This is a genomic window from Allobosea sp. BK604 (assembly GCF_004341515.1).
GTDB lineage: Bacteria > Pseudomonadota > Alphaproteobacteria > Rhizobiales > Beijerinckiaceae > Allobosea.
Genome location: NZ_SLZF01000002.1, coordinates 145008 through 170206 on the forward strand (window position 1 = coordinate 145008; position 25199 = coordinate 170206).

24 protein-coding genes and 1 riboswitch are annotated in these 25199 nt (G+C 67.5%); of the genes, 8 read left to right on the plus strand and 16 right to left on the minus strand.

Annotated elements, in window-relative coordinates:
- The first annotated feature begins 346 nt into the window (after positions 1–346).
- Genes EV560_RS06160 through EV560_RS06180 form a run of 5 tightly spaced genes read left to right on the plus strand, consistent with a single transcriptional unit; the run spans position 347 to position 3377 of the window.
- Positions 347–562 (plus strand): hypothetical protein, encoded by a 216-nt coding sequence (locus EV560_RS06160; protein ID WP_131854862.1) that lies wholly within the window; start codon positions 347–349, stop codon positions 560–562.
- Positions 559–762, plus strand: a complete 204-nt coding sequence (locus tag EV560_RS06165) for a hypothetical protein (protein ID WP_131854863.1) — start codon at positions 559–561, stop codon at positions 760–762. Before EV560_RS06160 ends, EV560_RS06165 begins: the two co-directional genes overlap by 4 nt.
- Positions 763–769: 7 nt before the next feature.
- Positions 770–1876: a methionine ABC transporter ATP-binding protein gene (locus EV560_RS06170; RefSeq protein ID WP_131854864.1), complete on the plus strand. Its 1107-nt coding sequence runs from the start codon at positions 770–772 to the stop codon at positions 1874–1876.
- Positions 1866–2531, plus strand: a complete 666-nt coding sequence (locus tag EV560_RS06175; RefSeq protein WP_131854865.1) for a methionine ABC transporter permease — start codon at positions 1866–1868, stop codon at positions 2529–2531. Before EV560_RS06170 ends, EV560_RS06175 begins: the two co-directional genes overlap by 11 nt.
- Before the next feature lie 45 nt (positions 2532–2576).
- Positions 2577–3377, plus strand: coding sequence for a MetQ/NlpA family ABC transporter substrate-binding protein (locus tag EV560_RS06180; RefSeq protein WP_131854866.1), 801 nt, complete (start codon positions 2577–2579; stop codon positions 3375–3377).
- A 342-nt stretch (positions 3378–3719) separates the two neighbouring features.
- Here the strand turns inward: EV560_RS06180 and EV560_RS06185 are convergent, their stop codons facing one another.
- Positions 3720–5921, minus strand: a complete 2202-nt coding sequence (locus EV560_RS06185; RefSeq protein ID WP_131854867.1) for an esterase-like activity of phytase family protein — start codon at positions 5919–5921, stop codon at positions 3720–3722.
- Between the two features lie 144 nt (positions 5922–6065).
- Positions 6066–6485, minus strand: a complete 420-nt coding sequence (locus tag EV560_RS35710; RefSeq protein WP_165923348.1) for a hypothetical protein — start codon at positions 6483–6485, stop codon at positions 6066–6068.
- 142 nt (positions 6486–6627) lie between these two features.
- On the opposite strand from EV560_RS35710, the gene EV560_RS06195 reads away from it, so the two are divergent.
- Positions 6628–7440, plus strand: coding sequence for a helix-turn-helix domain-containing protein (locus tag EV560_RS06195; protein WP_131854868.1), 813 nt, complete (start codon positions 6628–6630; stop codon positions 7438–7440).
- Between the two features lie 186 nt (positions 7441–7626).
- Positions 7627–7818, plus strand: coding sequence for a CsbD family protein (locus tag EV560_RS06200; protein WP_131854869.1), 192 nt, complete (start codon positions 7627–7629; stop codon positions 7816–7818).
- A 168-nt stretch (positions 7819–7986) separates the two neighbouring features.
- Here the strand turns inward: EV560_RS06200 and dnaJ are convergent, their stop codons facing one another.
- Together dnaJ and dnaK are read right to left on the minus strand one after the other, a co-directional pair.
- Complete coding sequence (gene dnaJ / locus EV560_RS06205) at positions 7987–9126, minus strand: molecular chaperone DnaJ (protein ID WP_131854870.1); 1140 nt, start codon at positions 9124–9126, stop codon at positions 7987–7989.
- Between the two features lie 152 nt (positions 9127–9278).
- A complete protein-coding gene (gene dnaK / locus EV560_RS06210; protein ID WP_131854871.1) occupies positions 9279–11207 on the minus strand; it encodes a molecular chaperone DnaK in 1929 nt (642 codons plus the stop codon).
- Positions 11208–11672: 465 nt separating this feature from the next.
- Here dnaK and EV560_RS06215 point away from each other — a divergent pair, with 465 nt between their 5' ends.
- Positions 11673–12566 carry a hypothetical protein gene (locus tag EV560_RS06215; protein ID WP_131854872.1) on the plus strand — a complete coding sequence of 298 codons (894 nt, stop codon included), beginning with the start codon at positions 11673–11675 and terminating at the stop codon, positions 12564–12566.
- 3 nt (positions 12567–12569) lie between these two features.
- Here EV560_RS06215 and thiE read toward each other — a convergent pair whose 3' ends face one another.
- From thiE to EV560_RS06275, 12 genes are all read right to left on the minus strand, one after another.
- Positions 12570–13238 carry a thiamine phosphate synthase gene (gene thiE / locus EV560_RS06220; protein WP_131854873.1) on the minus strand — a complete coding sequence of 223 codons (669 nt, stop codon included), beginning with the start codon at positions 13236–13238 and terminating at the stop codon, positions 12570–12572.
- The gene (locus EV560_RS06225; RefSeq protein WP_131854874.1) at positions 13235–13981 is read right to left on the minus strand and encodes a hydroxyethylthiazole kinase; all 747 of its coding nucleotides are present in this window, start codon (positions 13979–13981) and stop codon (positions 13235–13237) included. Before EV560_RS06225 ends, thiE begins: the two co-directional genes overlap by 4 nt.
- 25 nt (positions 13982–14006) lie before the next feature.
- Complete coding sequence (locus tag EV560_RS06230) at positions 14007–14726, minus strand: CPBP family intramembrane glutamic endopeptidase (protein ID WP_165923349.1); 720 nt, start codon at positions 14724–14726, stop codon at positions 14007–14009.
- An 87-nt stretch (positions 14727–14813) separates the two neighbouring features.
- Positions 14814–16712, minus strand: coding sequence for a phosphomethylpyrimidine synthase ThiC (thiC, locus tag EV560_RS06235; RefSeq protein WP_131854876.1), 1899 nt, complete (start codon positions 16710–16712; stop codon positions 14814–14816).
- A 76-nt stretch (positions 16713–16788) separates the two neighbouring features.
- Positions 16789–16892, minus strand: a riboswitch (TPP riboswitch).
- Positions 16893–17022: 130 nt separating this feature from the next.
- Positions 17023–17220: a hypothetical protein gene (locus EV560_RS06240; protein WP_131854877.1), complete on the minus strand. Its 198-nt coding sequence runs from the start codon at positions 17218–17220 to the stop codon at positions 17023–17025.
- Positions 17221–17276: 56 nt separating this feature from the next.
- Positions 17277–17561 carry a hypothetical protein gene (locus tag EV560_RS06245; protein WP_131854878.1) on the minus strand — a complete coding sequence of 95 codons (285 nt, stop codon included), beginning with the start codon at positions 17559–17561 and terminating at the stop codon, positions 17277–17279.
- Between the two features lie 102 nt (positions 17562–17663).
- Complete coding sequence (locus tag EV560_RS06250) at positions 17664–19268, minus strand: OmpA family protein (RefSeq protein ID WP_248311922.1); 1605 nt, start codon at positions 19266–19268, stop codon at positions 17664–17666.
- 488 nt (positions 19269–19756) lie between these two features.
- Complete coding sequence (locus EV560_RS06255) at positions 19757–20656, minus strand: polysaccharide deacetylase family protein (protein WP_131854880.1); 900 nt, start codon at positions 20654–20656, stop codon at positions 19757–19759.
- A 124-nt stretch (positions 20657–20780) separates the two neighbouring features.
- Positions 20781–22487 carry a dipeptide ABC transporter ATP-binding protein gene (locus EV560_RS36655; protein WP_131854881.1) on the minus strand — a complete coding sequence of 569 codons (1707 nt, stop codon included), beginning with the start codon at positions 22485–22487 and terminating at the stop codon, positions 20781–20783.
- 130 nt (positions 22488–22617) lie between these two features.
- A complete protein-coding gene (locus EV560_RS06265) occupies positions 22618–23496 on the minus strand; it encodes an ABC transporter permease (protein ID WP_131854882.1) in 879 nt (292 codons plus the stop codon).
- Positions 23496–24467 carry an ABC transporter permease gene (locus EV560_RS06270; RefSeq protein ID WP_131854883.1) on the minus strand — a complete coding sequence of 324 codons (972 nt, stop codon included), beginning with the start codon at positions 24465–24467 and terminating at the stop codon, positions 23496–23498. Before EV560_RS06270 ends, EV560_RS06265 begins: the two co-directional genes overlap by 1 nt.
- Before the next feature lie 25 nt (positions 24468–24492).
- Positions 24493–25194 (minus strand): creatininase family protein, encoded by a 702-nt coding sequence (locus EV560_RS06275; protein WP_131854884.1) that lies wholly within the window; start codon positions 25192–25194, stop codon positions 24493–24495.
- Positions 25195–25199: the final 5 nt, after the last annotated feature.

The window sequence follows — 25199 nt, forward strand, 5'->3', positions numbered from 1 at the left end:
ATTTCGCCGGCGGGCCTGCTCCGAAGAAAATCCTTCTCCGGCGCAACGTTTCTTTAAAAGAACGATTGGGTTGACAAAGAGGACAGTCTCGACCAGATTGGCGTCGTCATCGGGCGAGCCCGGTGGCCGCGGAGATTTGAGCGAGCAGCTTGCGCCGCGTCACCAAACGCTAAAGCGGAGTTTGACATGACCCTTTCGAAGCCGCCCCAGCCAGCCGTCGCGATCATCCCGGCCGCCTGCTGTTGTCGAATGCAGATCCAGCGCTGAACGACTGCCCGCGCCGAGAGCCGGGCTCCTTTCCAGTCAGATCCCATTCGAGCGCCGCATCAGCGGCGAAAGGCAGATCATGTCCACCAGCCAGCAAAGCTATGTCATCGAGATCGGCGAGACCCAGGCCGGACTCGTCAACCGCCGTGCCGATGAGCGCTTCTTCACCTTCATCTCGGCCTCCGCCGCCTTCCGGGCGCTGGAGGGACAGCGCTTCGCGACGCCGAGCGCAGCCGAGCTCGCGGCGCGCCAGCTCGGCAAGCGTCCGGCAAACCGGACGCGGCTGGCGTCATGAACGAGGACAGCGCCAGCTTCCTCGGTGTCTTCCGCGCCCATTTGGCCGACTGGTTCGAGCACGCCTTCCCGGCCGAGCTTGACCGGGGGCCGGAGAAGGCGCCGACGGAGGACGATGACGAGGCCCGTCGCCGCTCGATCCACGAGGTCACGCTCGAACAGCTGGGCCTGACCCACTGGTCCTGCCACAGCCAATTCTGAGGACATGATGAACGCCCCAGTCAGGCGCGACGCCTTCAGCGTCGGCGCCGCTCCCCTTCCCATTGCCGACGCGGCGATCCGCTTCGAGAGCGTCGGCAAGGTTTTTCCAGGCCGCTCCGGCCAGGGCGAGGTCGCAGCTCTGCAAGGCATCGATCTCGCCGTGCCCAAGGGTGCGATCCTCGGCGTGATCGGCCGATCCGGCGCCGGCAAGTCGACGCTCATCCGCCTCGTCAACGGGCTGGAGCGCGCCTCGTCCGGCCGTGTCCTGCTCGACGGCGAGGACGTGACCAACCTGACCGAGGCCGGCTGGCGGGCGCGCCGCCGCTCGACCGGGATGATCTTCCAGCATTTCAACCTGCTCTCCTCGCGCACGGTGTTCGACAACGTGGCACTGCCGCTGGAGATCGGGGGCATTCCGAAGGCCGAGATCAAGGCCCGTGTCGAGAAGCTGCTCGACCTTGTCGGTCTGGCCGACAAGAGCGGGCGCTACCCGGCCGAGCTTTCCGGCGGGCAGAAGCAGCGCGTCGGCATCGCCCGGGCGCTGGCGACCGAGCCGAAAGTCCTGCTCTGCGACGAGGCGACCTCAGCCCTCGACCCGGAGACGACGCAATCGATCCTGGCGCTCCTGAAGCGCGTCAATCGTGAGCTCGGCATCACCATCCTGCTGATCACCCACGAGATCCCCGTTATCAAGGAGATCTGCGACCGGGTCGCGGTGATCGAAGGCGGGCGCATCGTCGAGCAAGGCGAGACCTTCCCGATCTTCACCAGGCCGCAGCATCCGACCACGGCGCGCTTCGTCGAGACCGTGACCGGTGTCGAGCTGCCGGCGCATCTCACTGAGCGCCTGCACCAGCAGGCGCAGCCCGGCGATAGCGCCGTGGTCCGCATCACCTTTACCGGCGAGAACGCCACCGCCCCGGTGATCAGCCGGCTGAGCACCACGATCGGCGTCGACGTCAACATCCTGGCCGGGCGGATCGACGCGATCGCCGGCCAGCCCTTCGGCAGCCTGCTCGTCTCCGTGCCGGCGCAGGAGCCGGCGCTCAGCGCCATCCTCGGCGCGCTGAACAGTCTCAACCTCAAGGCGGAGGTCATCGGCCATGTCTCCTGAGATCATCCGTCTCATCGTCCAGGCGACCGGCGACACCTTGCTGATGGTCGCGGTCGCGGCCGGCCTGGGCACGGTCTTCGGCCTGCCGCTAGGCGTCTTCCTCGCCACCAGCAAGCGCGGCGAGCTCTTCGCGGCCCCGGCCGTCAACGCCGCGCTCGGCGCGCTGGTCAACGCGACGCGCTCGACGCCCTTCATCATCCTCGTCGTCGCGATCATCCCCTTCACCCGGCTGATCGCCGGCACCTCGATCGGCACCAATGCCGCGATGGTGCCGCTGACCATCGCCGCCACGCCCTTCATCGCCCGGCTGATCGAGGGCGCGATCCGCGAAGTCGACCAGGGGCTGGTCGAGGCCGCGCGCTCGATGGGCGCGACGCCGCTGCAGATCGTGCGCAAGGTGCTGGTGCCAGAGGCGCTGCCGGCGATCACGCTCGGCCTCACCCTCGCGATCGTCAGCCTGCTCGGCTTCTCGGCCATGGTCGGCGCGGTCGGCGGCGGCGGGCTCGGCGATCTCGGCATCCGCTACGGCTACCAGCGCTTCATGCCCGATGTGATGGGCGTCGTCGTCGCGGTGCTGATCGTCCTCGTCCAGACCGTGCAGAGCATCGGCGACCGGCTGGCGCGCCGGCTCAACAAGCGCCTGCGCCACGCCTGACCCTCCTTTTCCATTCCCGTTCAGACCAAGCTCAAGGAGCCTTCCATGTCCGTCATCACCCGCCGCACTGCGCTCTTCGCCTCGGCTGCGCTTGCGCTCACCCTGTCCGTGCCGGTGTTCGCCCAGCAGAACCAGGTCATCCGCATCGGCGCCTCGCCCGGTCCGCATGCCGAGATCCTGGAGAAGGTGAAGCCGCTCGCCGCCAAGAAGGGGCTCGACCTCAAGGTGATCGAGTTCTCCGACTATGTCGTGCCGAACCAGGCGCTCGATGCCGGCGAGCTCGAGGCCAATTCCTTCCAGAACCAGCCCTATCTCGACAACCAGGTGAAGGATCGCGGCTACAAGCTGGTCAGCGTCGGCCTCACCGTGAACTTCCCGCTCGGCATCTATTCGTCCAAGTACAAGAACTGGTCGGAGGTGCCTGACGGCGCGACCATCGCGATCCAGAACGACCCGACCAATGGCGGCCGCTCGCTGCTGCTCCTGCAGGACAAGGGCGTGATCAAGCTCAAGGACGGCGTCGGCTTCAAGCCGACCGTCGCCGACATCACCGCCAATCCGAAGAAGCTGAAGATCATCGAGATCGACGCCGCCCAGACGCCGCGCTCGCTCTCCGACGTCGCGGCTGCCGCGATCAACACCAATTACGCCGTCGACGCCAAGATCGAGCCGACCTCCGCCATCCTGCGCGAGGATCCGAAAGGTCCTTATGTGAACCTGATCGCAGTTCGCGAGGCCGATAAGGATAAAGCTTGGGTGAAGTCGCTGCTCGAAGTCTACCACTCGCCGGAGATCAAGGCCTTCGTGGCCGATCGTTTCAAGGGTTCGGTCCTGGCGGGCTGGTAAGGCCTGAACACGTTCCTCCCACCTGGCCCGCAGCGAGGCCGGGCACCTGCCCCGGATGCGACGAGCATCCGGGGCTTTTCATTGGGCGGAATGCTCAGTGAGAGCGCGCCTTCCCTTCTCCCCTTGCGGGAGAAGGTGCCGCGGCAGCGGCGGATGAGGGGTCGCGCCGCCTGTTATCGGTGAAATCAAAAAAGGGCCGCGCGGCAATCGTCGCGCGCGCCCTCATCCGTCCCGGCTTCGCCTGTCTGCTTTCTCCCGCACCAAAGTCGGGTGTTCCCGACCTCGCCGCCTCCATCTGCCCATCTCGGGCAAGCCCGAGATGGGTGGGAGAAGGGGATGGCCTCAATGCGCCAGCTTGCCTAAGGCGAAGAAGGCGGTCTCGCCGGAGGAATCGTCGACGCCGTCATTATCGGTGACGACGAAGAGGTTGCCGTCCTTGTCGACAGCCATGCCCTCGACCTTGTCGAGACCGTAGCCGCCGAGCTTCATCAGGTCCGGCGTCAGGTCGCGCAGCAGCTTCTTCTCGACGGTCGGGATCGTCGAGGAGCCGAACGGCGCCGGCGTCAGGCCCTTGACCGAGAAGGTCGCGAGCGTCTTCACCGCCTTGGCGCCGAAGAGGTTGTCGCGCTCGATCACGGCGAAGCGGTCGTCGCCGAGATAGGTCAGCTCAGACAGGCCCATCCAGGCACCGGCCGCCGGAGCGGTCAGCGGGTAGTAGAGAACGCCCCAGCTCTTGGTCGAAGGCTTGTAGGTCAGGATCTTGACCTTGCCCTTCGGGTCGTCCTTCCACTCGCGCTGCACGGCGATCCAGACGGTCTCGTTGTCTCCGCTGCCGGTGACGGTGACGCCCTCATAGCCCTGGTTGATCGCCTGCTTGGCGAAATCCTCGGGGAGAGCGATCTCCTCCTCGACCTCGCCCTTGGCGGAGACGCGCAGCAGCAGGTTCTGCGTCGGCTTCTCCTTGGCCTCGGGAGCGCCTTCGGAGGCAAGCCAGAAGCCGCCTGCCGGGCGGGCGACGATGCCCTCGACATCATAGCCGACCGGCTTGCCGTCCTTGGTGACGGTCAGGGCCGAGACGATCTTCGCCGGCTTCTGGGTGGCGTCGATATCGAGGATGCGGGTCGGGCTATAGGCGCTGTCGGTGACGGTATGCAGGCGGCCGGCCGTGGTCGGGCTGGCGGCGAGACCGGAGAGCGCGCCCCAGCCGATCGGAGCGCCGTCGACGTCCACTGAGGCGATCATCGGATAATTCGCCGGCGCTTCCGAGCGCTCGTAGATCATCACCGCGGCGCGGGCACCGCCCTTGTCACCGACATCGGCCTCGGAGGCGGTGACGAAGAGGTTGCGCTGCGGGATAGCGAGCAGGCCTTCCGGCGCAATCGCGGTCGGCAGCGCCTGGAGGAAGCGCGGCGCGCGGCCGGCACCCTCGTCCTTGAAGACGAGAACGAGCGAAGCGCGCTCGAGGCCGACGAAGAAGAGACGCTCGCCATTATAGGTGCCGACCTCGATGCCCTCCGGCTCGCTGCCCTTGGCCGCGGAGCGGCGCTCGGGATAGTGGCCGAGCTGCATGGCGGTGCGATCGACCATGTTGCCGGAATCGAACTCGACCGTGCCGTCCTTGCGGAAGATGGTGAAGCCGCGCGAGCCGCCTTTCCAGTCCCCCTCGTTGGCGGTGACGAAGCGGTCATTGTCGAGCCAGCGCACGGCGTCGGGCTCGCGCGCGACGCCCTTTATCTCCTCGGTCGGCTTGATCTGGCCGTCGCGGGTCTTGTCGATGCCCTTGAGATCGACCGAGCCGGCCGAGAAATTGGCGACCACCTTGCCGGTCTTCGAGTCGACCACGGCGATGTGGTTGTTCTCCTGCAGCGTCACCACGATCAGGCCGTCCTGGTTCGCGTCGACGAATTCCGGCTCCGGATCGGTCGGCTCGACCGCGGTGATGCCGGTCAGGTCGACGACCTGGCGCGAGGCGCAGTCGGCACCGCCATCCTTGATCGAGACCAGCGTCAGGTTGCCGGCCGGGAGCTGCGGCAGGTCCCCCTTGTTCAACTTCTCGTCGCGCTCGTTCTCGATGACGATGGCGAGCTTGCCCTTGTCCTTGGTCAGGGTGATCGAGTCCGGCTGGCCGCCGAGCTCGCATTTGGCGGTGATCTGCTTGGTCTTGAGGTCGATCGTGGCGAGGTAGCCGGTCGGCTCCTTGAAATTGCTGCCGGAGGTGACGACGACGGCGAAAACATTGTCGCCGAGGATGGCCACCGAGGTCGGCTCGCCGCCGACCGGGACGAAGCCGGCGGGCTTCGGCGCGCTCGCCGTGGTGATGTCGACGAGGCCGATCGCCTGCTGCTCGGCATCGGTATAGGCGAGCATGGTGCCGGCCTCGTTGGCGGCGATGATCTCGGAGACGGTCTTCTTCGAGGCGTCACGGTCGGCCGGGAGGTTGAGCGGCACGGAGAAGGTGGCGACGCGATTGAACATCGGCTCGGCGAGCGCGGTGCCGCCGAGCAGAATTGAAGCGAGAGCAGCGAGAATCAAGGGCTTGCGCATGGGTCGATCCTGTCCGGCTGGAGCATGAAACTGGCAGGCATCGGCTAGTGAGCGGTGACGACAGTTTCGTGACAGTTTGCCGGCTGAAGCGATGTAAAGAGCCGGCCATTCCGAAAGGAACGGCACGGCCCTGCCGGTCCGGGCTCAGAGGGCGGCACGCGCCGCGCCGCCGACCGGGAGAGAGCGCTTCAGCCCGATCACCTCAAGCTCGGTGATCGCCGCCACGGCCGCAGCCTGGGCCAGGACGAAGGCGATGCCAAGCCCGGTCGGCGCGAACCAGCCGGCGACCAGAATCAGGATGCTGTCCGCGACCCAGAGGATATTGACGCCGATCACCGCGTAGACGGCAAGGCGCGACAAGGCCTCGCGGCCGGCGAAGACGGCGAGCAGCGCCGCGCAGGGCAAGAGCACGAGCCCGGCGCCCATCAGGAAGGAGGCGGGGAAGCCGAGCAGGCCGGAGAGCGGACCGGCCCCGAGAGCGAGCAGGAGCCCCGTCGTCGCGCAGGCGGCGGCATCGAGGGCGAGGGCGTTGCGCAGGAAACGCGAGGAGCGGATCGACGACATGACTGGTCTCCTTGGCTGTGCCCGAGACCGCCATCCGGTCCCGGGCCGTTGCTGATGGGGTCATGCTGACGAAGACGAGGCGGCCGGTCGATTAAGCGGGAGGTAATTGGACAGCGGCGCACGACCGACTAGGTTTGCCGGCATGAACGAGCATTACAGACCCACCGTCGGCCATCTCATCCGCGATTGGCGCCAGCTGCGCCGGCTGAGCCAGCTCGATCTCGCCCTCGAGGCCGAGATCTCGCAGAAGCATCTCTCATTCATCGAGAGCGGCCGCTCGCAACCAAGCCGCGACATGGTCCTGCACCTCGCCGAGAATCTCGGCGTGCCGCTGCGCGAGCGCAATGCGCTCCTGCTCGCCGCCGGCTATGCGCCTGTTTATCTCGAGCGCTCGCTGGAAGACCCTGGCCTTCAGGCCGCGAAGACGGCGATCGATCTCGTGCTCAGGGGTCACGAGCCCTATCCGGCCATCGCGGTCGACCGGCACTGGACCTTGCTCGCCGCCAACGCCGCCGTGGCGCCGCTGATGGGGCTGGCAGCCGAGGCCGAGTTGCTGCGGCCGCCGGTCAACGTGCTCCGGCTGAGCCTGGCGCCTGGCGGGCTTGCGCCCTTCATCGCCAATCTCGGCGAGTGGCGCTCGCATCTGCTCGCACGGCTGCGCCAGCAGATCAGGGCGACGGCCGATCCGGTGCTGGCCGATCTGCTCGCGGAGCTGCTGACCTATCCGGCCCCGGTTCTGCCGACAAGGAAGGGGCACGCGGCCGAGATCGAGCCGGAGGCGGCGATCGTGGTGCCGATGCAGCTCAGGCTCGGCGACCGCATCCTCTCGCTGATCTCGACCACGACCGTGTTCGGCACGCCTGTCGACATCACCCTGTCGGAGCTGGCGCTCGAGACGTTCTTTCCCGCCGACGCGCAAACGGCGGACGCGTTGCGGGCGATGGCGTCCGGGTAACGGATGGCGTCCATGTAACGCTCGCAGGCATGGCCGCCCTCGTGGCGAGCATCCAGGTCTTCACCCCCTCGACCAGCTCAAGACGTGGATGCCAAGACAAGCCCGATTGGGGAACCTTCTCCCGATTGGTCCGTTTCTTCCTCATAGCCGCCATGGCGGCACGAGTTCAGAACGAGGAAACGACCAATGGGCAGCACTGCCGATAAGATCAAGGGCATGGCCAACGAGGCCGCCGGCAACGTCAAGCAGGGCGTCGGCAAGGCGCTCAACAAACCCGACCTGCAAGCCGAAGGCTTTGCGCAGGAGCGCAAGGGCGAGGCCCAACAGGCCGTCGGCAAGACCAAGGACGCGGTGAAGAAAGTGATCGACAAGGCCTGACGGAAGTCGGCGACCTGCGATCGAAAAAGGGCGGGTGACCTCTGGGGTCACCCGCCCTTTTCTTATGGAAGTCCCGCCGTCGTTGCGAGGAGCGCAGCGACAAAGCAATCCAGGAGGACGTAGAGGGCCGCCGCTCGTGGATAGCATCGCTATGCTGGCAAGGACGATTCAGGCTGCCCCGCCGCTGATGCCACCAAGAAAATCCTTGACCCGGCCGAAGAAGCCGGCGGTTTCCGGATGGGTCGAGTGCGAGCTCTCGCGCTCGAATTCCATCAGCAATTCCCGCTGGCGCGGCGTGAGCTTCTGCGGCGTCTCGACGACGACCTCGATATAGAGATCGCCGACCTCGCGCGAGCGCAGCACGCTCATGCCCTTGCCCTTGAGGCGGAACTGCTTACCGCTCTGGGTGCCTTCGGGAACCTTCACCCGCGCCTTCTCGCCGGTCAGGGTCGGCACCTCGATCTCGCCGCCGAGCGCGGCCGAGGTCAGGCCGAGCGGGACGCGGCAGAACAGGTCGGCGCCGTCGCGCTGGAAGATCGCGTGCGGCTTGATCGAGAGGAAGATGTAGAGGTCACCCGCCGGCCCGCCGCGAAGCCCGGCCTCGCCCTCGCCGGCAAGGCGGATGCGGGTCCCGTCCTCGACGCCCGCGGGGATGTTGACCGAGAGCGTGCGCTCACGGGTGACACGGCCGGAGCCCGAGCAGTTCTTGCAGGGATCGTCGATGACCTCGCCGCGGCCGCCGCAGGTCGGGCAGGTGCGCTCGACCGAGAAGAAGCCCTGGTTGGCGCGGACGCGGCCATGGCCGCCGCAGGTCGGGCATTGGCGCGAGCTTGAGCCCGGCTTGGCGCCGGTGCCGGTGCAGACCTCGCAGGCGATCGAGGTCGGCACACGGATCGAGGCGGTCTTGCCCGCGAAAGCCTCTTCCAGCCCGATCTCGAGATTATAGCGCAGATCGGCGCCGCGCTCGCGGCCATTTGCGCCGCGCGGCCCGCCACGACCGCCGCGCGCGTCGCCGAAAAAAGAATCGAAGATATCCGACATGAAGTCGGAGAAGTCGGCGCCGTTGCCCGGCCCGCCGCCATTCTCGAAGGCGGCGTGGCCGTAGCGGTCATAGGCCGCGCGCTTCTGCCCATCGGACAGGATCTGGTAGGCCTCGTTGATTTCCTTGAACTTGATCTCGGCAGCCGTGTCGCCCGGGTTCTTGTCCGGGTGATGCTGCATGGCGAGCTTACGGAAGGTCGATTTGAGCTCGACTTCCGTCACTGTCCGGGAAACCCCGAGGATCTCGTAATAGTCGCGTTTGGACATGAATCCGCGGCCCCTCCGCTCCCTTCCGAATCATGGCCGGGATCGACCCGGCCATGGCGGCATGAGAACGTCCTGTCATTCAAGAGGCCATCCCCGAAGGCAATGGCCGGGTCGAACCCGGCCACGGTATCGCAGGGAGGGCCGAACGCCGATCAGGCGCTCTTCTTCTTGTCACCCTTGTCGTCGCTGACATCCTTGAAGTCGGCGTCGATGACGTCGTCCTTCTTGGCCTCAGCGGTCTCGGCCTCGCCACCTTCAGCGGCTGCGCCCTCGGCCTGGCTCGCCGCATACATGGCTTCGCCGAGCTTCATCGACGCCTGCATCAGGTCCGTGGTGCGAGCCGAGATGGTCTCGGCATTGTCCTCGGCCAGAGCAGCCTTGAGCGCGTCGACCGCGGTCTCGATCGCCGTCTTGTCGGCGGCGGAAACCTTGTCGCCATAGTCCTTCAGCGACTTCTCGGTCGAGTGCACGAGGCTCTCGCCCTGGTTCTTCGCTTCGACCAGCTCGCGGCGCTTCTTGTCCTCGGCGGCATTCGCCTCGGCGTCCTTGACCATCTTCTGGATGTCGGCCTCGGAGAGACCACCGGATGCCTGGATGCGGATCTGCTGCTCCTTGTTGGTGGCCTTGTCCTTCGCCGTCACCGAGACGATGCCGTTGGCGTCGATATCGAAGGTCACCTCGATCTGCGGCATGCCGCGCGGGGCCGGCGGGATGCCCATCAGGTCGAACTGGCCGAGCAGCTTGTTGTCGGCCGCCATCTCGCGCTCGCCCTGGAAGACCCGGATCGTCACTGCGCCCTGGTTGTCCTCGGCGGTGGAGAAGACCTGGCTCTTCTTGGTCGGGATCGTGGTGTTGCGGTCGATCAGGCGGGTGAACACGCCGCCCAGCGTCTCGATGCCGAGCGAAAGCGGGGTCACGTCGAGCAGCAGCACGTCCTTGACGTCGCCCTGCAGCACGCCGGCCTGGATCGCGGCGCCGATGGCGACGACCTCATCCGGGTTGACGCCCTTGTGCGGCTCCTTGCCGAAGAACTGCTTCACGACCTCCTGGACCTTCGGCATGCGGGTCATGCCGCCGACGAGGACGACCTCGTCGATCTGGCCCGCCGAGAGGCCGGCATCCTTGAGCGCCTTCTTGCAGGGCTCGATGGTACGCTGGATCAGGTCATCGACCAGGCTCTCGAACTTGGCGCGCGAAAGCTTGATGGCGAGGTGCTTGGGACCGGACGCATCCGCCGTGATGTAGGGCAGGTTGATCTCGGTCTGCGAGGCGCTCGACAGCTCGATCTTGGCCTTCTCGGCCGCCTCCTTCAAGCGCTGGAGGGCGAGCTTGTCCTTCTTCAGGTCAATGCCCTGCTCGCGCTTGAACTCGTCGGCGAGATACTCGACGAGGCGCATGTCGAAGTCTTCGCCGCCGAGGAACGTGTCGCCATTGGTCGACTTCACCTCGAAGACGCCGTCGCCGATCTCGAGGATCGAGACGTCGAAGGTGCCGCCGCCGAGGTCGTAGACCGCGATCGTGCCGGTCGACTTCTTGTCGAGGCCATAGGCGAGCGCGGCGGCGGTCGGCTCGTTGATGATGCGCAGCACCTCGAGGCCGGCGATGCGGCCGGCATCCTTGGTGGCCTGGCGCTGGGCGTCGTTGAAATACGCAGGGACGGTGATGACCGCCTGCGTGACCGGCTGGCCGAGATAGGCCTCCGCGGTCTCCTTCATCTTCGTCAGCGTGAAGGCGGAGATCTGCGAGGGCGAATAGTCGGTGCCGTCAGCCTCGACCCAGGCATCGCCCGAGGAGGCCTTCTTGATCTTGTACGGGACGAGCTTGACGTCCTTCTGCGTCATCGGATCGTCGAAGGTACGACCGATCAGACGCTTGATCGCGAAGAAAGTGCGCTCCGGATTGGTGACGGCCTGGCGCTTGGCAGGCTGGCCGACCAGACGCTCGCCGTCATCGGTGATGGCGACGATCGAAGGCGTGGTGCGGGCGCCCTCGGAATTCTCAATGACCTTAGGCGTGGTGCCTTCCATCACCGCGACGCATGAATTCGTCGTGCCGAGGTCGATACCAATGACTTTACCCATGGATGGGATCCCTTTCGATTGAGCAGATCGCCGACCTGCGACGCAAGCGCCGCCGGCCGGCCCATGGACCGGCCCGCCCCCACCTCACGCGGCGAACGATACCGGCATTCCACGATTCGCGGCCACAAGGACCGCCTCTTGGCGGCGTATATAGTGAGGGTGTTCCTCCCCTTGCAAGACACGGAGCCGGATTAAGAATCGGCGATAGCGGGGATAATCGCGGTCGTGGTTACGAGCATCGTCCGAATCCACACCCGCCGGATCGATTTCGGATGAAACCGATCGGCAGGAAGCGCATAGTGAGCCCCTGACGTATCGGCAAGTCTCGCCGATGTGCCCGCTCAGGCAAAGCCTACCGGAGGCCGAAAGGCAGCATCATTCACGCAAGGTGTTGCGCGGCTGCTCTTGCGCGCGGCGGCATGGCACTTCATGCAGAAGATCACGTTCCCAGTCGCATGGCGGACAATGCTGACGAATTCACGCCGCATAACCTGCAAGACCTTTGCGATGCTGGCCTTTGCCGGCCTGGCCGGTGTTGCGCAGGCACAGCCGCTGCAACTGCCCGGCGCGCAGCCGTTCAATCCGGCCGGCAGCCAGCAGGCCGCGCCGCCATCCGCCACTCCCAGCGGACCGCCGAAGCCGCGCACGCCCTCAATGCCGCCGATCAAGCTGCCGACCGAGGACTCGATCGCCGGCCGCCCGCTTCGGCATAATGGCGCGCTCGGCCAGGCGAGCCTCGAGAAGCTCGGGACCGGCTATGGCCTGAAATTCAGCGCCGACGGCTACCAGTCCGACAACCTGACCGAGCCTTGCGTGGTCAATTTCGGGGATGCGCCGATCCCGGTGACGCCGCATGGCAAGCCAGCCGGCGTGCCGCGCTACCAGCTCGAAGCCCCGGCCTGCCCGATCGTGTTCGACGTGCTCGACGGCGCCTTCCTCGTGGTCGAGCCGACCGAGCCCTGCGTGATCACGGCCGCGGCCTGCCGGATCGACCCGCGCGGCCTGTGGGGGCCGGATGCGCGCACCCTGAGCAGCCGCACCAAGGAAATCGAGGCCGATCGGGGCAAGGCGGAACGTGCCGTGCTCGAGGGCTACAAGGCGCTGACCGCCAAATCCGACGCCGTCGACCAGCGCTCGATCGCGCGCGAGCAGGCCGGCTTCTCGTCGGAGCGCGAGCGGATCTGCCGGGATTTCCAGCGCGAGGGGCAGATCGGCTTCTGCGCGGCGCGCCTCACAGAGGCGAAGGCCGCCTCGATCCGCGCCCGGCTCGGCCTGCCCGAGCCGAAGCCGGAGCGGCCGCGCCCGCCGCGTCCGGCGGTGGCCCGTCCGGCTGCGCCGGCGCCGGTGCCGACGCAATAGGTCTCAGGCCGGGCGAGCCCGGTCAGAAGCAAGCGCCGCGTCGACGATCGCACGCAATTCCCGGGCTGCCGCCCTGGTATCCGTGCCCGCAAACAGCGCACCTATCACCGCGACGCCATCGGCTCCGGCCGCGATCACCGAGGCGGCGTTGGTCGCGTTGATGCCGGCGATGGCGCCGATCGGGATCGGCCCGAGCACCCGGGCCGCCTCGCGGCGCAGGCTCGCCAGGCCGTCGAGCCCGACCGGCGCGTCGGGGTTATCCTTGTGCACCGTGCCGAAAACGCCGCCGATGCAGGCGTAGTCGATCGGAGCCGACGCCAGATAGGGCAGTTCGCCGGCCTTCTTCAGAGTCGCGCCGATGATCGCGTCCGGACCGAGCAGGCGGCGGGCGTCGGCCAGCTCCATGTCGTCGGCGCCAAGATGGACGCCTTCGGCGCCCGAGGCGAGCGCGACATCGACGCGGTCATTGATCAGGAGCGGAACATTGCTGCCGGCGAGCGCGGCGTGAATGGCCTTGGCCTCGCGCACCATCTCGCGCGTCGATTGCTCCTTGGCGCGAAGCTGGATCAGCGTCGCACCGCCATCGGCGGCGGCACGCGCCAGCTCGGCGAGCGAGCGGCCGGCGCCGATCTGAGGATCGACCAGGCCATAAACACGGACGTCGACTTTCACGCATTCTCTCCCATATGCCGGCGCAGCAGCGCCTCGTCGATGCCGGCGAGCGCGTCGATCAAGTTGACGGCGAAGCTGCCCGGGCCGGCCGATTTCGCGGCAGCGATCTCGCCAGCGATGCCATAGGCGGTCAGCGCCGCACCGGCGGCAATGACCGGATCGGGCTCGACCGCGCAGCAGGCCGCGACCAGCGCGCTGGAGGCGCAGCCGAGGCCCGTGACTCTGGTCATCAGCGGATGGCCGTAAGGAATCGCCAGCGACCCGCTCGCGCCCTCGATCCCGTCGATCCTGCCGGTGGTGACACGGGTGACGCGCCCCGCGCCATCGAGCTCGGCCGCGAGCGCCTGCATCTCGGCGGCGTTGCCCCGCACCACGACATCGGGCAGGCGCAGCACCTCACGCGCGATGTGCCGGCGCAAGGGCGAGAGCTCGACGAAGACCGGATCGAGCACCAGCGGCTTGTGGCGATCGCGCGCGACTTCCAGCAGCTTGGGGATGGCGAGCTCGCCATCGGCGCTGATCGTGCCGAGATTGATCAGGATCGCGCCGGCGCCCTGCGCCACCGCCGCGACCTCGTCGACATGAACAGCCATCGAGGGAATGGCGCCGAAGGCGAGCAGCATGTTGGCGGTGACGTTCTGCGCCACCGTGTTGGTCAGGCAGTGCACGCGCGGGCTGCGCTCGGCGACGCGCGCCAGCACGGCCGCGACCCTGGTGGCGCTGAGGCTAGCCATGCCGGACATGATCGCGCTCATCGGAAGGGCCTCGCTACTGAAGCGTCGAGACGCCGGTGAAGAAATAGCGGCCGAGCCCAACGGTGAAGATCATCTGGCCGTAGAGTGCATGCTCCAGCCAGATCGCCCGAAGCGAGCGCGTCCGTGCATAGCGCCAGGCGAGCAGCACGCCTAGCGCCCCGCTCAGGATGATCGAGACCGGCCCGCCATAGATGATATGGGCGAAGCCGAAGAGCGCCCCGTTCACCAGGGCAAGCAGCCAGAGCCGATCGCCGAAAAGCGGGCCGTAGCGATGGAAGAAGAAGCTGCGGAAGGCGAGTTCCTGCGGCAGCACCGAAAGCAGCGGGTAGAAGACCATCACCAGCAGCCACATCCGCGTGTTGTAGAGCGGAAAGCTGAGGAAGCCACCGGGCTCGTTGATAGAGACCCAGGCCGAGATCGCGCCCGCCACCAGCACGAACAGGCCGATGATGCCAGCCACGACGCGCCCGGACACTCCACGCGAGAATTCCCGCTGCAGGCTGAAATCGCGGGACCAGAGGAGATAGGCCAGCAAGGCAAGCAGCAGCGGTTGCATCAGCACGATCAGCGAGATGCGGTAGGTCTGGATCAGATGCGCGTAGAGCAGCGGCAAGCATAGATAGAACAGCCCGATCTCGGCGACGAGCCGAAGGCGGCGGACCGGCAGGCGCGGCGCCACGGGCAGGCTGCCATGGGCCTGCAAGCCGGCTGCGGGCGGAGCGTCTGAGGTCATGGCGGTGATCGTCGGCGGTGGCGGAGGGCCCTTGTCGCCGACGATCATGGCGTTGCTGCGTCACAGCAGAGGCCCGTGACGCCCGGCTCACTCCGCCGCCGGCAGGTAGAGCTTGCCGCCCTTCTCGAGGAACTCCTCCGACTTCGCCGCCATGCCCTCGAGTCTCTGGTTCTCGATCTGCGCTGCCGCTTGATCGAGCGCGGCACGCTCGTTGTCGCCCATGGCCAGCACCTCGGCGCGCAGATCCTGCGTGATCTTCATCGAGCAGAATTTCGGCCCGCACATCGAGCAGAAATGAGCCACCTTATGGGCGTCCTTCGGCAGGGTCTCGTCGTGGAAGGAGCGGGCCGTATCCGGGTCGAGCGCCAGGTTGAACTGATCCTCCCAGCGGAAGTCGAAGCGGGCGCGCGAAAGCGCATCGTCCCTGATCTTCGCGGCCGGGTGGCCCTTGGCGAGGTCGGCGGCATGGGCGGCGATCCGGTAGGTGATGACGCCGGTCTTGACGTCGTCGCGGTTCGGGAGACCCAGGTGCTCCTTCGGCGTGACGTAGCAGAGCATGGCGCAGCCATACCAGCCGATCATCGCCGCGCCGATGCCGGAGGTGATGTGGTCGTAGCCCGGCGCGATGTCGGTGGTCAGCGGTCCGAGCGTGTAGAACGGCGCTTCGCCGCACTCCACGAGCTGCTTGTCCATGTTCTCCTTGATCTTGTGCATCGGCACGTGGCCGGGGCCCTCGATCATGACCTGGCAGCCCTTGTCCCAGGCGAGCTTGGTGAGTTCGCCCAGCGTCTCCAGCTCGGCGAACTGGGCGCGGTCATTGGCGTCGGCGATCGAGCCCGGACGCAGGCCGTCCCCAAGCGAGAACGAGACGTCGTATTTGCGCATGATGTCGCAAATCTCGTCGAAGCGCTCGTAGAGGAAGCTCTCCCTGTGATGCGCCAGGCACCAGCGCGCCATGATCGAACCGCCGCGCGAGACGATGCCGGTCACGCGCGAGGCCGTCAGCGGAACGTAAGGCAGGCGCACCCCGGCATGGATGGTGAAATAGTCGACGCCCTGCTCGGCCTGCTCGATCAGCGTATCCTTGAACACGTCCCAGTCGAGCTTGATCGGGTCACCGCCGACCTTCTCCAGCGCCTGGTAGATCGGCACGGTGCCGATCGGCACCGGCGAGTTGCGCAGGATCCAGGAGCGGATGTTGTGGATGTTGCGGCCGGTCGAGAGGTCCATGACCGTATCGGCGCCCCAGCGGATCGCCCAGACCAGCTTCTCGACCTCTTCTGCTGCGCCTGAAGTGACGGCCGAATTGCCGATATTGGCGTTGATCTTGACCAGGAAGTTGCGGCCGATCGCCATCGGCTCGAGCTCGGGGTGGTTGATGTTGGCCGGGATGATGGCGCGGCCGCGCGCGATCTCCTCGCGGACGAATTCCGGCGTGACGAATTCCGGCACGGCGGCGCCGAAGCTCTCGCCATCGGCATGGCGCTCGCGGGCGCCGTCCAGCATGGCGGCGCGGCCGAGATTCTCGCGATGGGCGACATAGATCATCTCGGGCGTGATGATGCCGGCCCTCGCGAATTCGTATTGCGTCGCCATCTGGCCGGGCTTCGCCTCGAGGATCGGGCGCTCTGCCGGACAGGCCGGGACGAGCTGCTCGATGGAGATGTTGCCATTATCGGCATCGGTGACGGCGCGGCCGGGCACGGTCTGGAAGCCGCGGGCATCGAGCCAGGCGCGGCGCGGCTGAATGAGCCCGGCATTGAGATCGATCCTGGCCTCGGTCTCGGTATAGGGGCCGGACGGATCGTAGATGCGCACCGGCGGCTCGGCGTCGGTGGTCAGCACGACCTCGCGGAACGGCACGCGCATCTGCGGATGCTCGGGCGCGGCGACATAGATCTTGCGCGAACCGATGATCGGCCCGGTGGTCACGCTATGCGGCGCGGCCTTGACGCTGTTCTTCTGCGGATTGGTATGGGTATTCACTGAGGATCTCCTCCTTGGTCCAAGGTGCAGGAGATCCGGGGTTTAGAAGCGGTTCAGCGCTGTCTGCGGATGCGGGGAAGCAGCCGCGTTCCAGTCCCTCCGCCGGTATGACCCGGATCAGGTTCGATGGGTTCGGCTGTGACGCCGTCTCAGCCCTTGCGGGCACCCCTCGGAACGAGGCGAAGGTTATGCGGCTTCCAGGGAAAGCGCAACTGGCATGCCTGAGCGGGCGTCATGCCAGCCCCCTCCTGAGGGGCTTGCAGAGCGCGTCTCGAAGGATGTGCGCTGAAGGGCTTCGCGTGCGGCAGGCTCAGGCCGTGATATCGACGTTGCCACCCTGCCCCGCCGGCAGCATGGCCTTCTGCTGATCGGCGCTCTGCTGCAGCAACTCGACTGCCGCGTCGCCGGACGCCGCCTGCTGCTTCAGCATCTCGATCTGCAGGGCCTGCTGGGTCTTGACGGCCTCGGTCGCGGCATAGCTCTGCGCGAGGGCAACGGCGTCGCTCATGGGGGAACTCCTGTCACCCCAGCCTTAGGAGCCAAATCTTTCGCGAAGGTGAACGGCTACCGGGCAATGATCGACGGCACCGGCTTCGGCATCGGCAGCTCCCGGTCCGCCCCACGCTCCGCCTTGCGCTCCTGCTGCGCATCAAGGCGCGGCCCCGCCCGATCGGTGCCCGGGCGCATGCCGTCACGCGCAATGTCCTCGTAAACATCCGCCGGCTTGGGCGCGAGCGGCACGCCGGGCGCCCGCTGACGTTCGACCCCGCCCTGTTGGGCAGCTGCAGCCTCCGCCACAACCAGCCCGATCAGGACGAGACCCAGAAAAATCCAACGGCTTCCACGCATGGCAACCTCCCCCAGAGGCGTCCGCCGCGGCCATGCGGCGGCTCATGCGTGCAACGCAGCCGAAGCCGCCGCGTTCCCTCGAACGCGGCGGCCTGGCTCAGGTCAGTTCTGCCCGGCGAGCAGCGGCGTGATGCGCCGGAGCGTGACGCGGCGATTCTCGCGCGAGGCCTCCTGCGTCTGGACCTTGAGATATTGCTCGCCATAGCCCTGCGTCGTCAGGTTCTCGGGCGGGACCTGGAAGTCACGCGTCAGGATCTCGCCGACCGACTGCGCGCGGCGATCCGAGAGCGACAGGTTGTCGACATCGTTGCCGACCGCATCGGTATGGCCCTCGACCAGGAAGACCTCGTTCGGCGAGCGCTCGAGCGCCTTGCGGATCGAGGCGGCGATGATGGCGAGCTTCTGATCCTGGCCCTGCGCGACCTGCCAGGAGCCGGAATCGAAATTCACCGTGTCGATATCGACGCTGCGCATACGCGCGCGCAGGTCGGGCGAATAGCGGACCTCGTCGAGCGTATAGCGGCGCGGAATCGCCGCGATCGGCGGTGCGGTGATCGTCTCGTAGATCAGGTTCTCGTCGGCGCGCTCGGCATCCACGATATAGCGCTCGCGTGGCAGCGGGAGCGGCGGAGGCGGCAGCACCACGACATCCTCCGCGAAGCGCGGGCGGCCATCGTCACGGCGCCTGTTGTCGATGATCACCACCTCGCGCCCGTCCCGGTCGAAGCGCGTCCGCCGGATCAGGCGGCCGCTCTCGTCGGTGACGGTGACGACGCGTGTCCCATCGGGCCGCTCGAAGACGGTGCGGGTCTCGCCGTCGCCCCGCTCCGTCCGACCCTGATAGCCGAGATCGCGGAAGCGCTGCGTCTCGTCGCGCTGGATGACGTAGCGATCGTCGTCGCCGCGGATGATGGTGCGTCCGGGCTCGCGGATGATGGTGACATCGCCCTCGCGACGCTCCTCGCGCCGGCTGCGGACGTCATCGATCCGGTCGGCGCCCTGCGTCGCCATGATGCCGCCGATCGCGGCGGCGCCGAGGCCGATCGCGGCCGCTCCACCGAGCCCGATACCGCCGCGGCGGCCCTGTCGGTCAGGGGGCGGCAAGGGCTGCTGGCCGGGAGCCGGAGGCTGGCCGACAGCCGGCGGCGCCATTTGCGTCTGGCCGGGCTGGGCTGCAGGTGGCGGCACGGGGGCTCCCGGCGCGCGACCGGGCGCAACAGCCGGCGGCTGACCCGGCGCGACGGTCGGCGGCTGGCCGGGCGCGGGCTGCGTCCGTGCGCCGGGCTGCTGGCCAGGCTGCTGCGCGCCGGGCGCGATGATCGGCGGCACGGGACGCGGCATGGGCGGCTCGGCACCGGGCTGACGCTGCGCCGGCGCAGGCGGGATCGCCGATGGCTGTCCCGGCGCCGGCGTCGGACGGGCCGCGGGCGGAATTCCGGGCGTGGTCGCCGGCGCAGGCGCGCCCGGCGTGCGTGCCGCCGGCGGCGCCGTGACGGGAGGTTGGACCGGAGCGGGCGCGGCCTGCGGCCGCTGCTGCGGTGCCGTGGCAGGCGGGGTCGGCGGCGTGGCGCGGCGCTGCTCGGGGGCAGCGCCAGGCGCGCTCTGTCCGGGCGCGCCGCGCAAGGCCGGCGGCTGGCCGGGCGCCGGAGCGGGGCGCTGGGCCGGAGCGCTCTCAGGCGTCGCGATCGGCGGCACGGGACGCGGCATCGCCGGCTCGCGGCGCGGCTCGGCCGGCGGGCGCGGCGCGGTGGGGACGCCCGGGGGCGCAGCGCCTGGGGCAGAAGGCGGCGCCGGGCGCTGGACGGCAGGCGGCGCGCCGGGCGCGGGACGCTGCGCTGGCGGAGGAGCACCGGGCGCTGCGCCCGGGGCCGGTCGGCCTTCGCCCGGACCACGCGGCGGTTGGCCCGGTTGGCGCTGCCGCTGCCGGCCGTCCGGCTGGTCGTCCGAAGGAGCTGGAGCCTGCGCGACCCTTATTGGCCCGCGCGGCGGTTCCTGTGCTTGGCCGCTCTGGGCGAGGGTCAGTGCGGGCAGGATGGTGCCGATCAGGAGCCAACTTTTGGTGCGCGTCATGAGTTCCGTCCGGTTTCAGTTGCCGGGATCACAGCGTCACCGCCGTGAACCCCCGCTGAACCGAAAACGGCCGGAATGAGGCAGGGTTCCGTGCGAATCGGCCCTGCCCCAACGTTATTCCGGTGCTAGAGCCCGGCCTCGTCCTTCACATACTGGGCGATCTCGGCATGGCTGGCGAACCAGACATCGCCCTTCGCCTTGGCATGGCGAACCAGCTCCTCGAGGATCCAGAAGCGCGAGCGGTAGGTGATGACATGCGGATGCATGGTCAGCAGGAACAGTCCGCCATCCTCATAGGCGCCATCGAACTCGCGGCGGAAAATGTCGAACACCGTCTCCGGGCCGGTATAGGGCCGCAGAGCCTGGAAGCGGTTCATGTTGAAATAAACAGCATCATCGCGAATCCATTCGACCGGCAGCTCGACCATGCCGGTCGCCTCGCCCTTGTCGATCAGCTCATAGGGATCCTCATCGGCGAAGAGGGAGGAATCGTAGAGCAGGCCGAGCTCGCGCTGGATCTGCAGCGTCACCTCGGAGAAATCCCAGGACGGGGTGCGCATGCCGACGGGACGAACGCCCGTGATCTTCTCCAGCGTATCGGCCGAGCGGAAATGCAGCTCGCGCTCATTCTGCGGCGGCACGCGGGTATTGACCTCGTGGATCCAGCCGTGAAGGCCGATCTCGTGGCCCTCGGCGATGACCTGCTTCTGCTCTTCCGGATGCAGCAGCGCCGCGACCGCCGGGACGAAAAAGGTCGCCTTGATGTCCTCGCGCTTCAGCATCTTCAGGATGCGCGGCACGCCGACGCGGGTGCCGTATTGGCCCCAGGAGAGGCGCCCGACCGACTGGCCGCCATCGCGCAGCTCGTTGGTCTCGTGATCGGCGTCGAAGGACAGGGCGACGGCGCAGCGGGCGCCATTCTTCCACTTTTTCGGCTTGAGGCTGCGGCCGGCGCGGACGCGATCGACCTTGCCGCGCCAGACCTCTTCCGGCCATTGCCAGCATTCGAGCTCGGGTTGGGTCATGGTCAGGCTCCTTCCGCAGTCAGGGAATGGACGTCATTGCGAGCGCGGCAAAGCGATCCAGGGAATTGCGCGGGGCGCTGGATTGCTTCGTCGCTACGCTCCTCGCAATGACGGATGGGCATGGTCAGGCCGTCGGCAGCACGGGCACGGCCGCGAGCAGGCGCTTGGTGTAGTCATGCTGCGGGTGATCGTAGATCTCGCCCGCCGGCCCCTCCTCGACGATGCGGCCGCGATACATGATCGCGACCCGGTCGCAGAGATGGCGCACCACCGAGAGGTCGTGCGAGATGAAGATCAGGGTGAGGTCGAGCTCTGAGCGCAGGCGGATCAGGAGGTTGATGATCTGCGCCTGGATGGAAACGTCGAGCGAGGCGACCGGCTCGTCGCAGACCACGACATCCGGCTGCATGGCGAGGGCGCGGGCGATGGCGACGCGCTGGCGCTGGCCGCCAGAGAACTGGTGCGGATAGCGCTCGGCGAAGGCAGGATCGAGCCCGACCGCCGCGAGCCATTGCCGGACATACTCGGCCGATTCCGCCTTGGTGACGATGCCATGGGTCACCGGCCCCTCGGCGATGCTGTCACTGACGCGCATGCGCGGATTGAGCGAGGCGAACGGATCCTGGAAGATGGTCTGGACGCGGGTCGTGGTCTTGTGCGGGCGCTCGCCCGCGCTCATCACGCGCTCGCCGTCGAGCAGCACGGTGCCGGCGTTCGGCGCGTAGATGCCGGCGGCCATGCGCCCGAGCGTCGACTTGCCCGAGCCGGATTCGCCGACGAGCCCGAGCGCCTCGCCGCGGGTCACCGTCAGGCTCACCGAATCGACCGCCTGGACGCCGTGTGGAGGCTTGGCGACGCCGAGTTTCTGCAGCAGCGCCCGCAGCGGGCTCGGCTGCTCCTGGAAGCGCTTGCTGACCAGCTCCATGGTGAAATAGGGCACGCCCGGCTTGGGCTCGTGACGCTCGACAGCCGTCTTCCGCGGCGGCGGGGCGGCATCGGAGACCCCGGCGCCGCGCGCCAGCAACTGGCCGGGCTCGGCCCGCGAGGGCAGCGAGTCGAGGAGGCCCTGCGTATAGGGATGCTGCGGCTTGGTCAGCACGTCGAGGACAGGGCCGGCCTCGACGATCTTGCCGTAGCGCATCACGCAGACCTTGCTGGCGATGGAGGCGACCGTGGCGAGGTCGTGGCTGATCCAGATCAGCGCCGTGCCGAGTTCGGCGACGAGTTCCTTCATCTCGGCCAGGATCTCGGCCTGGATGGAGACGTCGAGCGCGGTGGTCGGCTCGTCACAGATGATCAGCTTGGGCCGATGCAACAGCGCGATCGCGATGGCGACGCGCTGGCGCATGCCCCCCGAGAACTGGTGCGGGTAGAAATCGACCTTGGCGTCGGGCTCGGGAATGCGCACCTGGGCGAGCGCCGCGATGGCGCGGCGCCTGCCCTCCTCGGCCGAGACCTTCTCATGCGCCTCCAGCGCAAGCAGGATCTGCGCACCGATGGTCAGCACCGGGTTCAGGGTCATCAACGGGTCCTGGAAGACCATCGAGATGGTCTTGCCGCGAATGGCGCGCAGGTCCTGGACCGGCAGGCCGACCAGCTCGCGCCCCTCCAGCTTGATCGAGCCGTGCTCGACCCGGCCAGGCGGATCGATCAGGCCGATGATCGAGAAGCCGGTAATGCTCTTGCCCGAGCCGGACTCGCCGACAAGGCCCATGACCTCGCCGCGCTTCAGCGAGAAGGAGACGCCGTCGACCGCCTTCACCACACCGTTGCGCGTGTGGAAATGGGTGGCGAGGTCAGTGACCTCGAGGAGCGGGGCTGCGTCGGTCATCGGCGCGTGCCCCTGCGGTCACGTTCGGCCTTGTGCCGAGCATCCATGTCTTGAACATCGCCCTCAACCAGCGAAGACGTGGATGGTCGGGACAAGCCCGACCATGACGGGAACCGTCGGTGCCGAGCGCTCATCGCTTCAGCCTCGGATTGACCTGGTCGCGGATCTGGTCGCCGACGAGGTTGATGGCGACGATCAGGATGATGAGCGCGATGCCCGGATAGATCGAGATCCAGTAACGGCCGGAGAGCATGTACTGGAAGCCGTTCGAGATCAGCATGCCCAGGGAAGGCTCGGTCACCGGCAGGCCGACGCCGAGGAAGGAGAGCGTCGCCTCCAGAGCGATCGCGCTCGCCACCTGCACGGTCGCGACCACGATCAGAGGCGGCAGGCAGTTCGGCAGGATATGACGCCAGACCACACGGCTCGCCGGCAACGGCGTCGAGAAGGCAGCCTCGACATAGTCCTTGCCGCGCTCGGCCGAAGCGGCGCCATGGGCGGTGCGCGCGAAATAGGCATATTGCGCGGCGGCGAGCGCGGCGATGAGCTGGAGTTTGCCCTGGCCGAGCATGGCCGAGATCACCAGCGCGAGCAGGATCGCCGGGAAGGCGAGCTGCAGGTCGACGACCCGCATGATGAAGGCCTCCCAGCGCCCGCCGAGATAGGCGGCGGTGATGCCGAGCGCCGCGCCGAGCGTCAGCGCGATGGCGCCGGCGACGAGGCCCATCTGCAAGGAGATGCGCAGGCCGTAGAGTATGGCGGAGAGCAGGTCGCGGCCCTGCGCGTCGGTGCCGAGCCAGTGCGTATAGCCGCCGGAGCCGACATAGCCGGGCGGGCGGCGTGCATCCATCAGCGGCAGGTTGGCGAGGTCATAGGGATCCTGCGGCGCGACCAGTGGCGCGGCGAGCGCCAGCCCGATCATCAGCAGCACGACGATCAGCGCGACGAGCGCCGTCCGGCTCTCGGCGAATTCGCGCCCAAAGCGGGCGAAGGGCGAGGCACGATCCATCAGGCCCTCCCCTTCCGCAGACGCGGATCGAGCGCGACATAGGTCAGGTCGACCAGGAAATTGATGGTGATGAAGACGAAGGCGACGAGCATCAGGTAGGCGACCATCACCGGCCTGTCGAGCGAGGTGATCGAGTCGATGATCAGCTTGCCGATGCCCGGCCAGGAGAAGATCGTCTCCGTCACCACCGCGAAGGCGAGGGTCGAGGCGAATTCGAGACCGAAGACGGTGACGATCGGGATCGCGATCAGGCGCAGCACATGCCGGCGCAGCACGGTCCATTCCGAGAGGCCGGCGGCGCGGGCGAATTTCACCGTGTCGGTCAGCATGACCTCGCGGGTGCCGGCCCGCGCCAGGCGGGTCATCAGCGCGAGCTTGAAGAAGGCGAGGTTGAGCGCCGGCAGCAGCAGATGGCTCCAGCCGTTCAGCGTCAGGAAGCTCCATTCGATGCCGAAGAGCGTCGCGGTCTCGCCGCGGCCGCCCGCCGGCAGGATCTGCAGCTCCACGGCGAAGGCCATGATCAGCACGAGGCCGATCCAGAAGGTCGGCACCGAGAAGCCGAGGATCGAGATCGCCATGATCAGCTTGGACAGCAGGCTGTCGGGCTTGTAGCCCGCATAGATGCCGGCGGGCACGCCGACAAGCGTCGCGCCGATGACCGCGGTCAGGGTCAGCTCCAGCGTCGCCGGCAGGCGCGACAGGATGAGCTCCAGCACCGGCATGCCGAAGACGAAGGAACGGCCGAAATCGCCGTGCAAGACGCGGCCGAGGAAGGTGAGGTACTGCTCCCAGAGCGGCTTATCGAGCCCGTAGAAGGCGATGGTCTGCTGGCGGATCTCCTGGGTCGCATCCGGGCTGATCAGCACGTCGATCGGATTGCCGATCGCGTAGACGCCGACGAAGACCAGCACCGACATGACGAGCATGACGAGCAGCGCCTGCAGGACGCGCTCGATGATGTGGGTCAGCATGTGATGGTGCGCCCCCCGCGCGTGATCACGGCCAACCCTCCGCGATCACCGCCCGCGTCTCCTCGACGCCGATCTGCCAGAGGCTAAGCATCTCGTTGTCGGAACGCTGGTAGCGGCCCCAGAAATTGCCGTCGCCGAGGATCTCGCGCTTCTTGGCCGGGCTCGAGGCGAGGTAGAGCGGCCGGTCGAAGGGCTCCTTGACCGCGTCGGGCATCGCGACGCCCTCGAGCCGGGTCCAGGGGAAATTCTCCATCCAGGAGGCATGGGAGGCAGCCGGATCGACCGCCTTCACCGCGGCCTGGAAGCGCGGACCGTTCCACCAATCGTGCAGCTTGACGCTGGCATCGGTGCGCTTGCCCATCCATTCCGTGCAGAAGGTCATCACCGGGTTGTTGCCGCCATGGCCGTTGACCAGCACGATGCGGCGGAAGCCGGAGCGGTAGAAGCCCTCGAGCATGTCCTCGATCAGCGCGACATAGGTGCTCATCCGCACCGAGACCGTGCCGGGATAGGCGGCGAAGCTCGGCGTCATCCCGTATGCGAGAACCGGGAAGACCGGCAGGCCGAGCGGCTCGGCCGCGTCATTGGCGACCTTCTCGGCCAGGATCGCGTCGGTGGCGAGGCTCAGATAGGCGTGCTGCTCGACGCAGCCGAGGGGGAGGATGCAACGATCGTCGCGCTTGGCCTGCGCTTCGACCTGCATCCAGTTCATTTCGGCAATACGCACGGCCC

Bases quoted from the DNA above. Each gene is read 5' to 3' on its own strand.
- EV560_RS06160 (WP_131854862.1), top strand. From the start codon at position 347: ATGTCCACCAGCCAGCAAAGCTATGTCATCGAGATCGGCGAGACCCAG.
- EV560_RS06165 (WP_131854863.1), top strand. From the start codon at position 559: ATGAACGAGGACAGCGCCAGCTTCCTCGGTGTCTTCCGCGCCCATTTG.
- EV560_RS06170 (WP_131854864.1), top strand. From the start codon at position 770: ATGAACGCCCCAGTCAGGCGCGACGCCTTCAGCGTCGGCGCCGCTCCC.
- EV560_RS06175 (WP_131854865.1), top strand. From the start codon at position 1,866: ATGTCTCCTGAGATCATCCGTCTCATCGTCCAGGCGACCGGCGACACC.
- EV560_RS06180 (WP_131854866.1), top strand. From the start codon at position 2,577: ATGTCCGTCATCACCCGCCGCACTGCGCTCTTCGCCTCGGCTGCGCTT.
- EV560_RS06185 (WP_131854867.1), bottom strand. From the start codon at position 5,921: ATGCGCAAGCCCTTGATTCTCGCTGCTCTCGCTTCAATTCTGCTCGGC.
- EV560_RS35710 (WP_165923348.1), bottom strand. From the start codon at position 6,485: ATGTCGTCGATCCGCTCCTCGCGTTTCCTGCGCAACGCCCTCGCCCTC.
- EV560_RS06195 (WP_131854868.1), top strand. From the start codon at position 6,628: ATGAACGAGCATTACAGACCCACCGTCGGCCATCTCATCCGCGATTGG.
- EV560_RS06200 (WP_131854869.1), top strand. From the start codon at position 7,627: ATGGGCAGCACTGCCGATAAGATCAAGGGCATGGCCAACGAGGCCGCC.
- dnaJ (WP_131854870.1), bottom strand. From the start codon at position 9,126: ATGTCCAAACGCGACTATTACGAGATCCTCGGGGTTTCCCGGACAGTG.
- dnaK (WP_131854871.1), bottom strand. From the start codon at position 11,207: ATGGGTAAAGTCATTGGTATCGACCTCGGCACGACGAATTCATGCGTC.
- EV560_RS06215 (WP_131854872.1), top strand. From the start codon at position 11,673: ATGCTGACGAATTCACGCCGCATAACCTGCAAGACCTTTGCGATGCTG.
- EV560_RS06225 (WP_131854874.1), bottom strand. From the start codon at position 13,981: ATGTCCGGCATGGCTAGCCTCAGCGCCACCAGGGTCGCGGCCGTGCTG.
- EV560_RS06230 (WP_165923349.1), bottom strand. From the start codon at position 14,726: ATGACCTCAGACGCTCCGCCCGCAGCCGGCTTGCAGGCCCATGGCAGC.
- EV560_RS06240 (WP_131854877.1), bottom strand. From the start codon at position 17,220: ATGAGCGACGCCGTTGCCCTCGCGCAGAGCTATGCCGCGACCGAGGCC.
- EV560_RS06245 (WP_131854878.1), bottom strand. From the start codon at position 17,561: ATGCGTGGAAGCCGTTGGATTTTTCTGGGTCTCGTCCTGATCGGGCTG.
- EV560_RS06250 (WP_248311922.1), bottom strand. From the start codon at position 19,268: ATGCCGCGTCCCGTGCCGCCGATCGCGACGCCTGAGAGCGCTCCGGCC.
- EV560_RS06255 (WP_131854880.1), bottom strand. From the start codon at position 20,656: ATGACCCAACCCGAGCTCGAATGCTGGCAATGGCCGGAAGAGGTCTGG.
- EV560_RS36655 (WP_131854881.1), bottom strand. From the start codon at position 22,487: ATGACCGACGCAGCCCCGCTCCTCGAGGTCACTGACCTCGCCACCCAT.
- EV560_RS06265 (WP_131854882.1), bottom strand. From the start codon at position 23,496: ATGGATCGTGCCTCGCCCTTCGCCCGCTTTGGGCGCGAATTCGCCGAG.
- EV560_RS06270 (WP_131854883.1), bottom strand. From the start codon at position 24,467: ATGCTGACCCACATCATCGAGCGCGTCCTGCAGGCGCTGCTCGTCATG.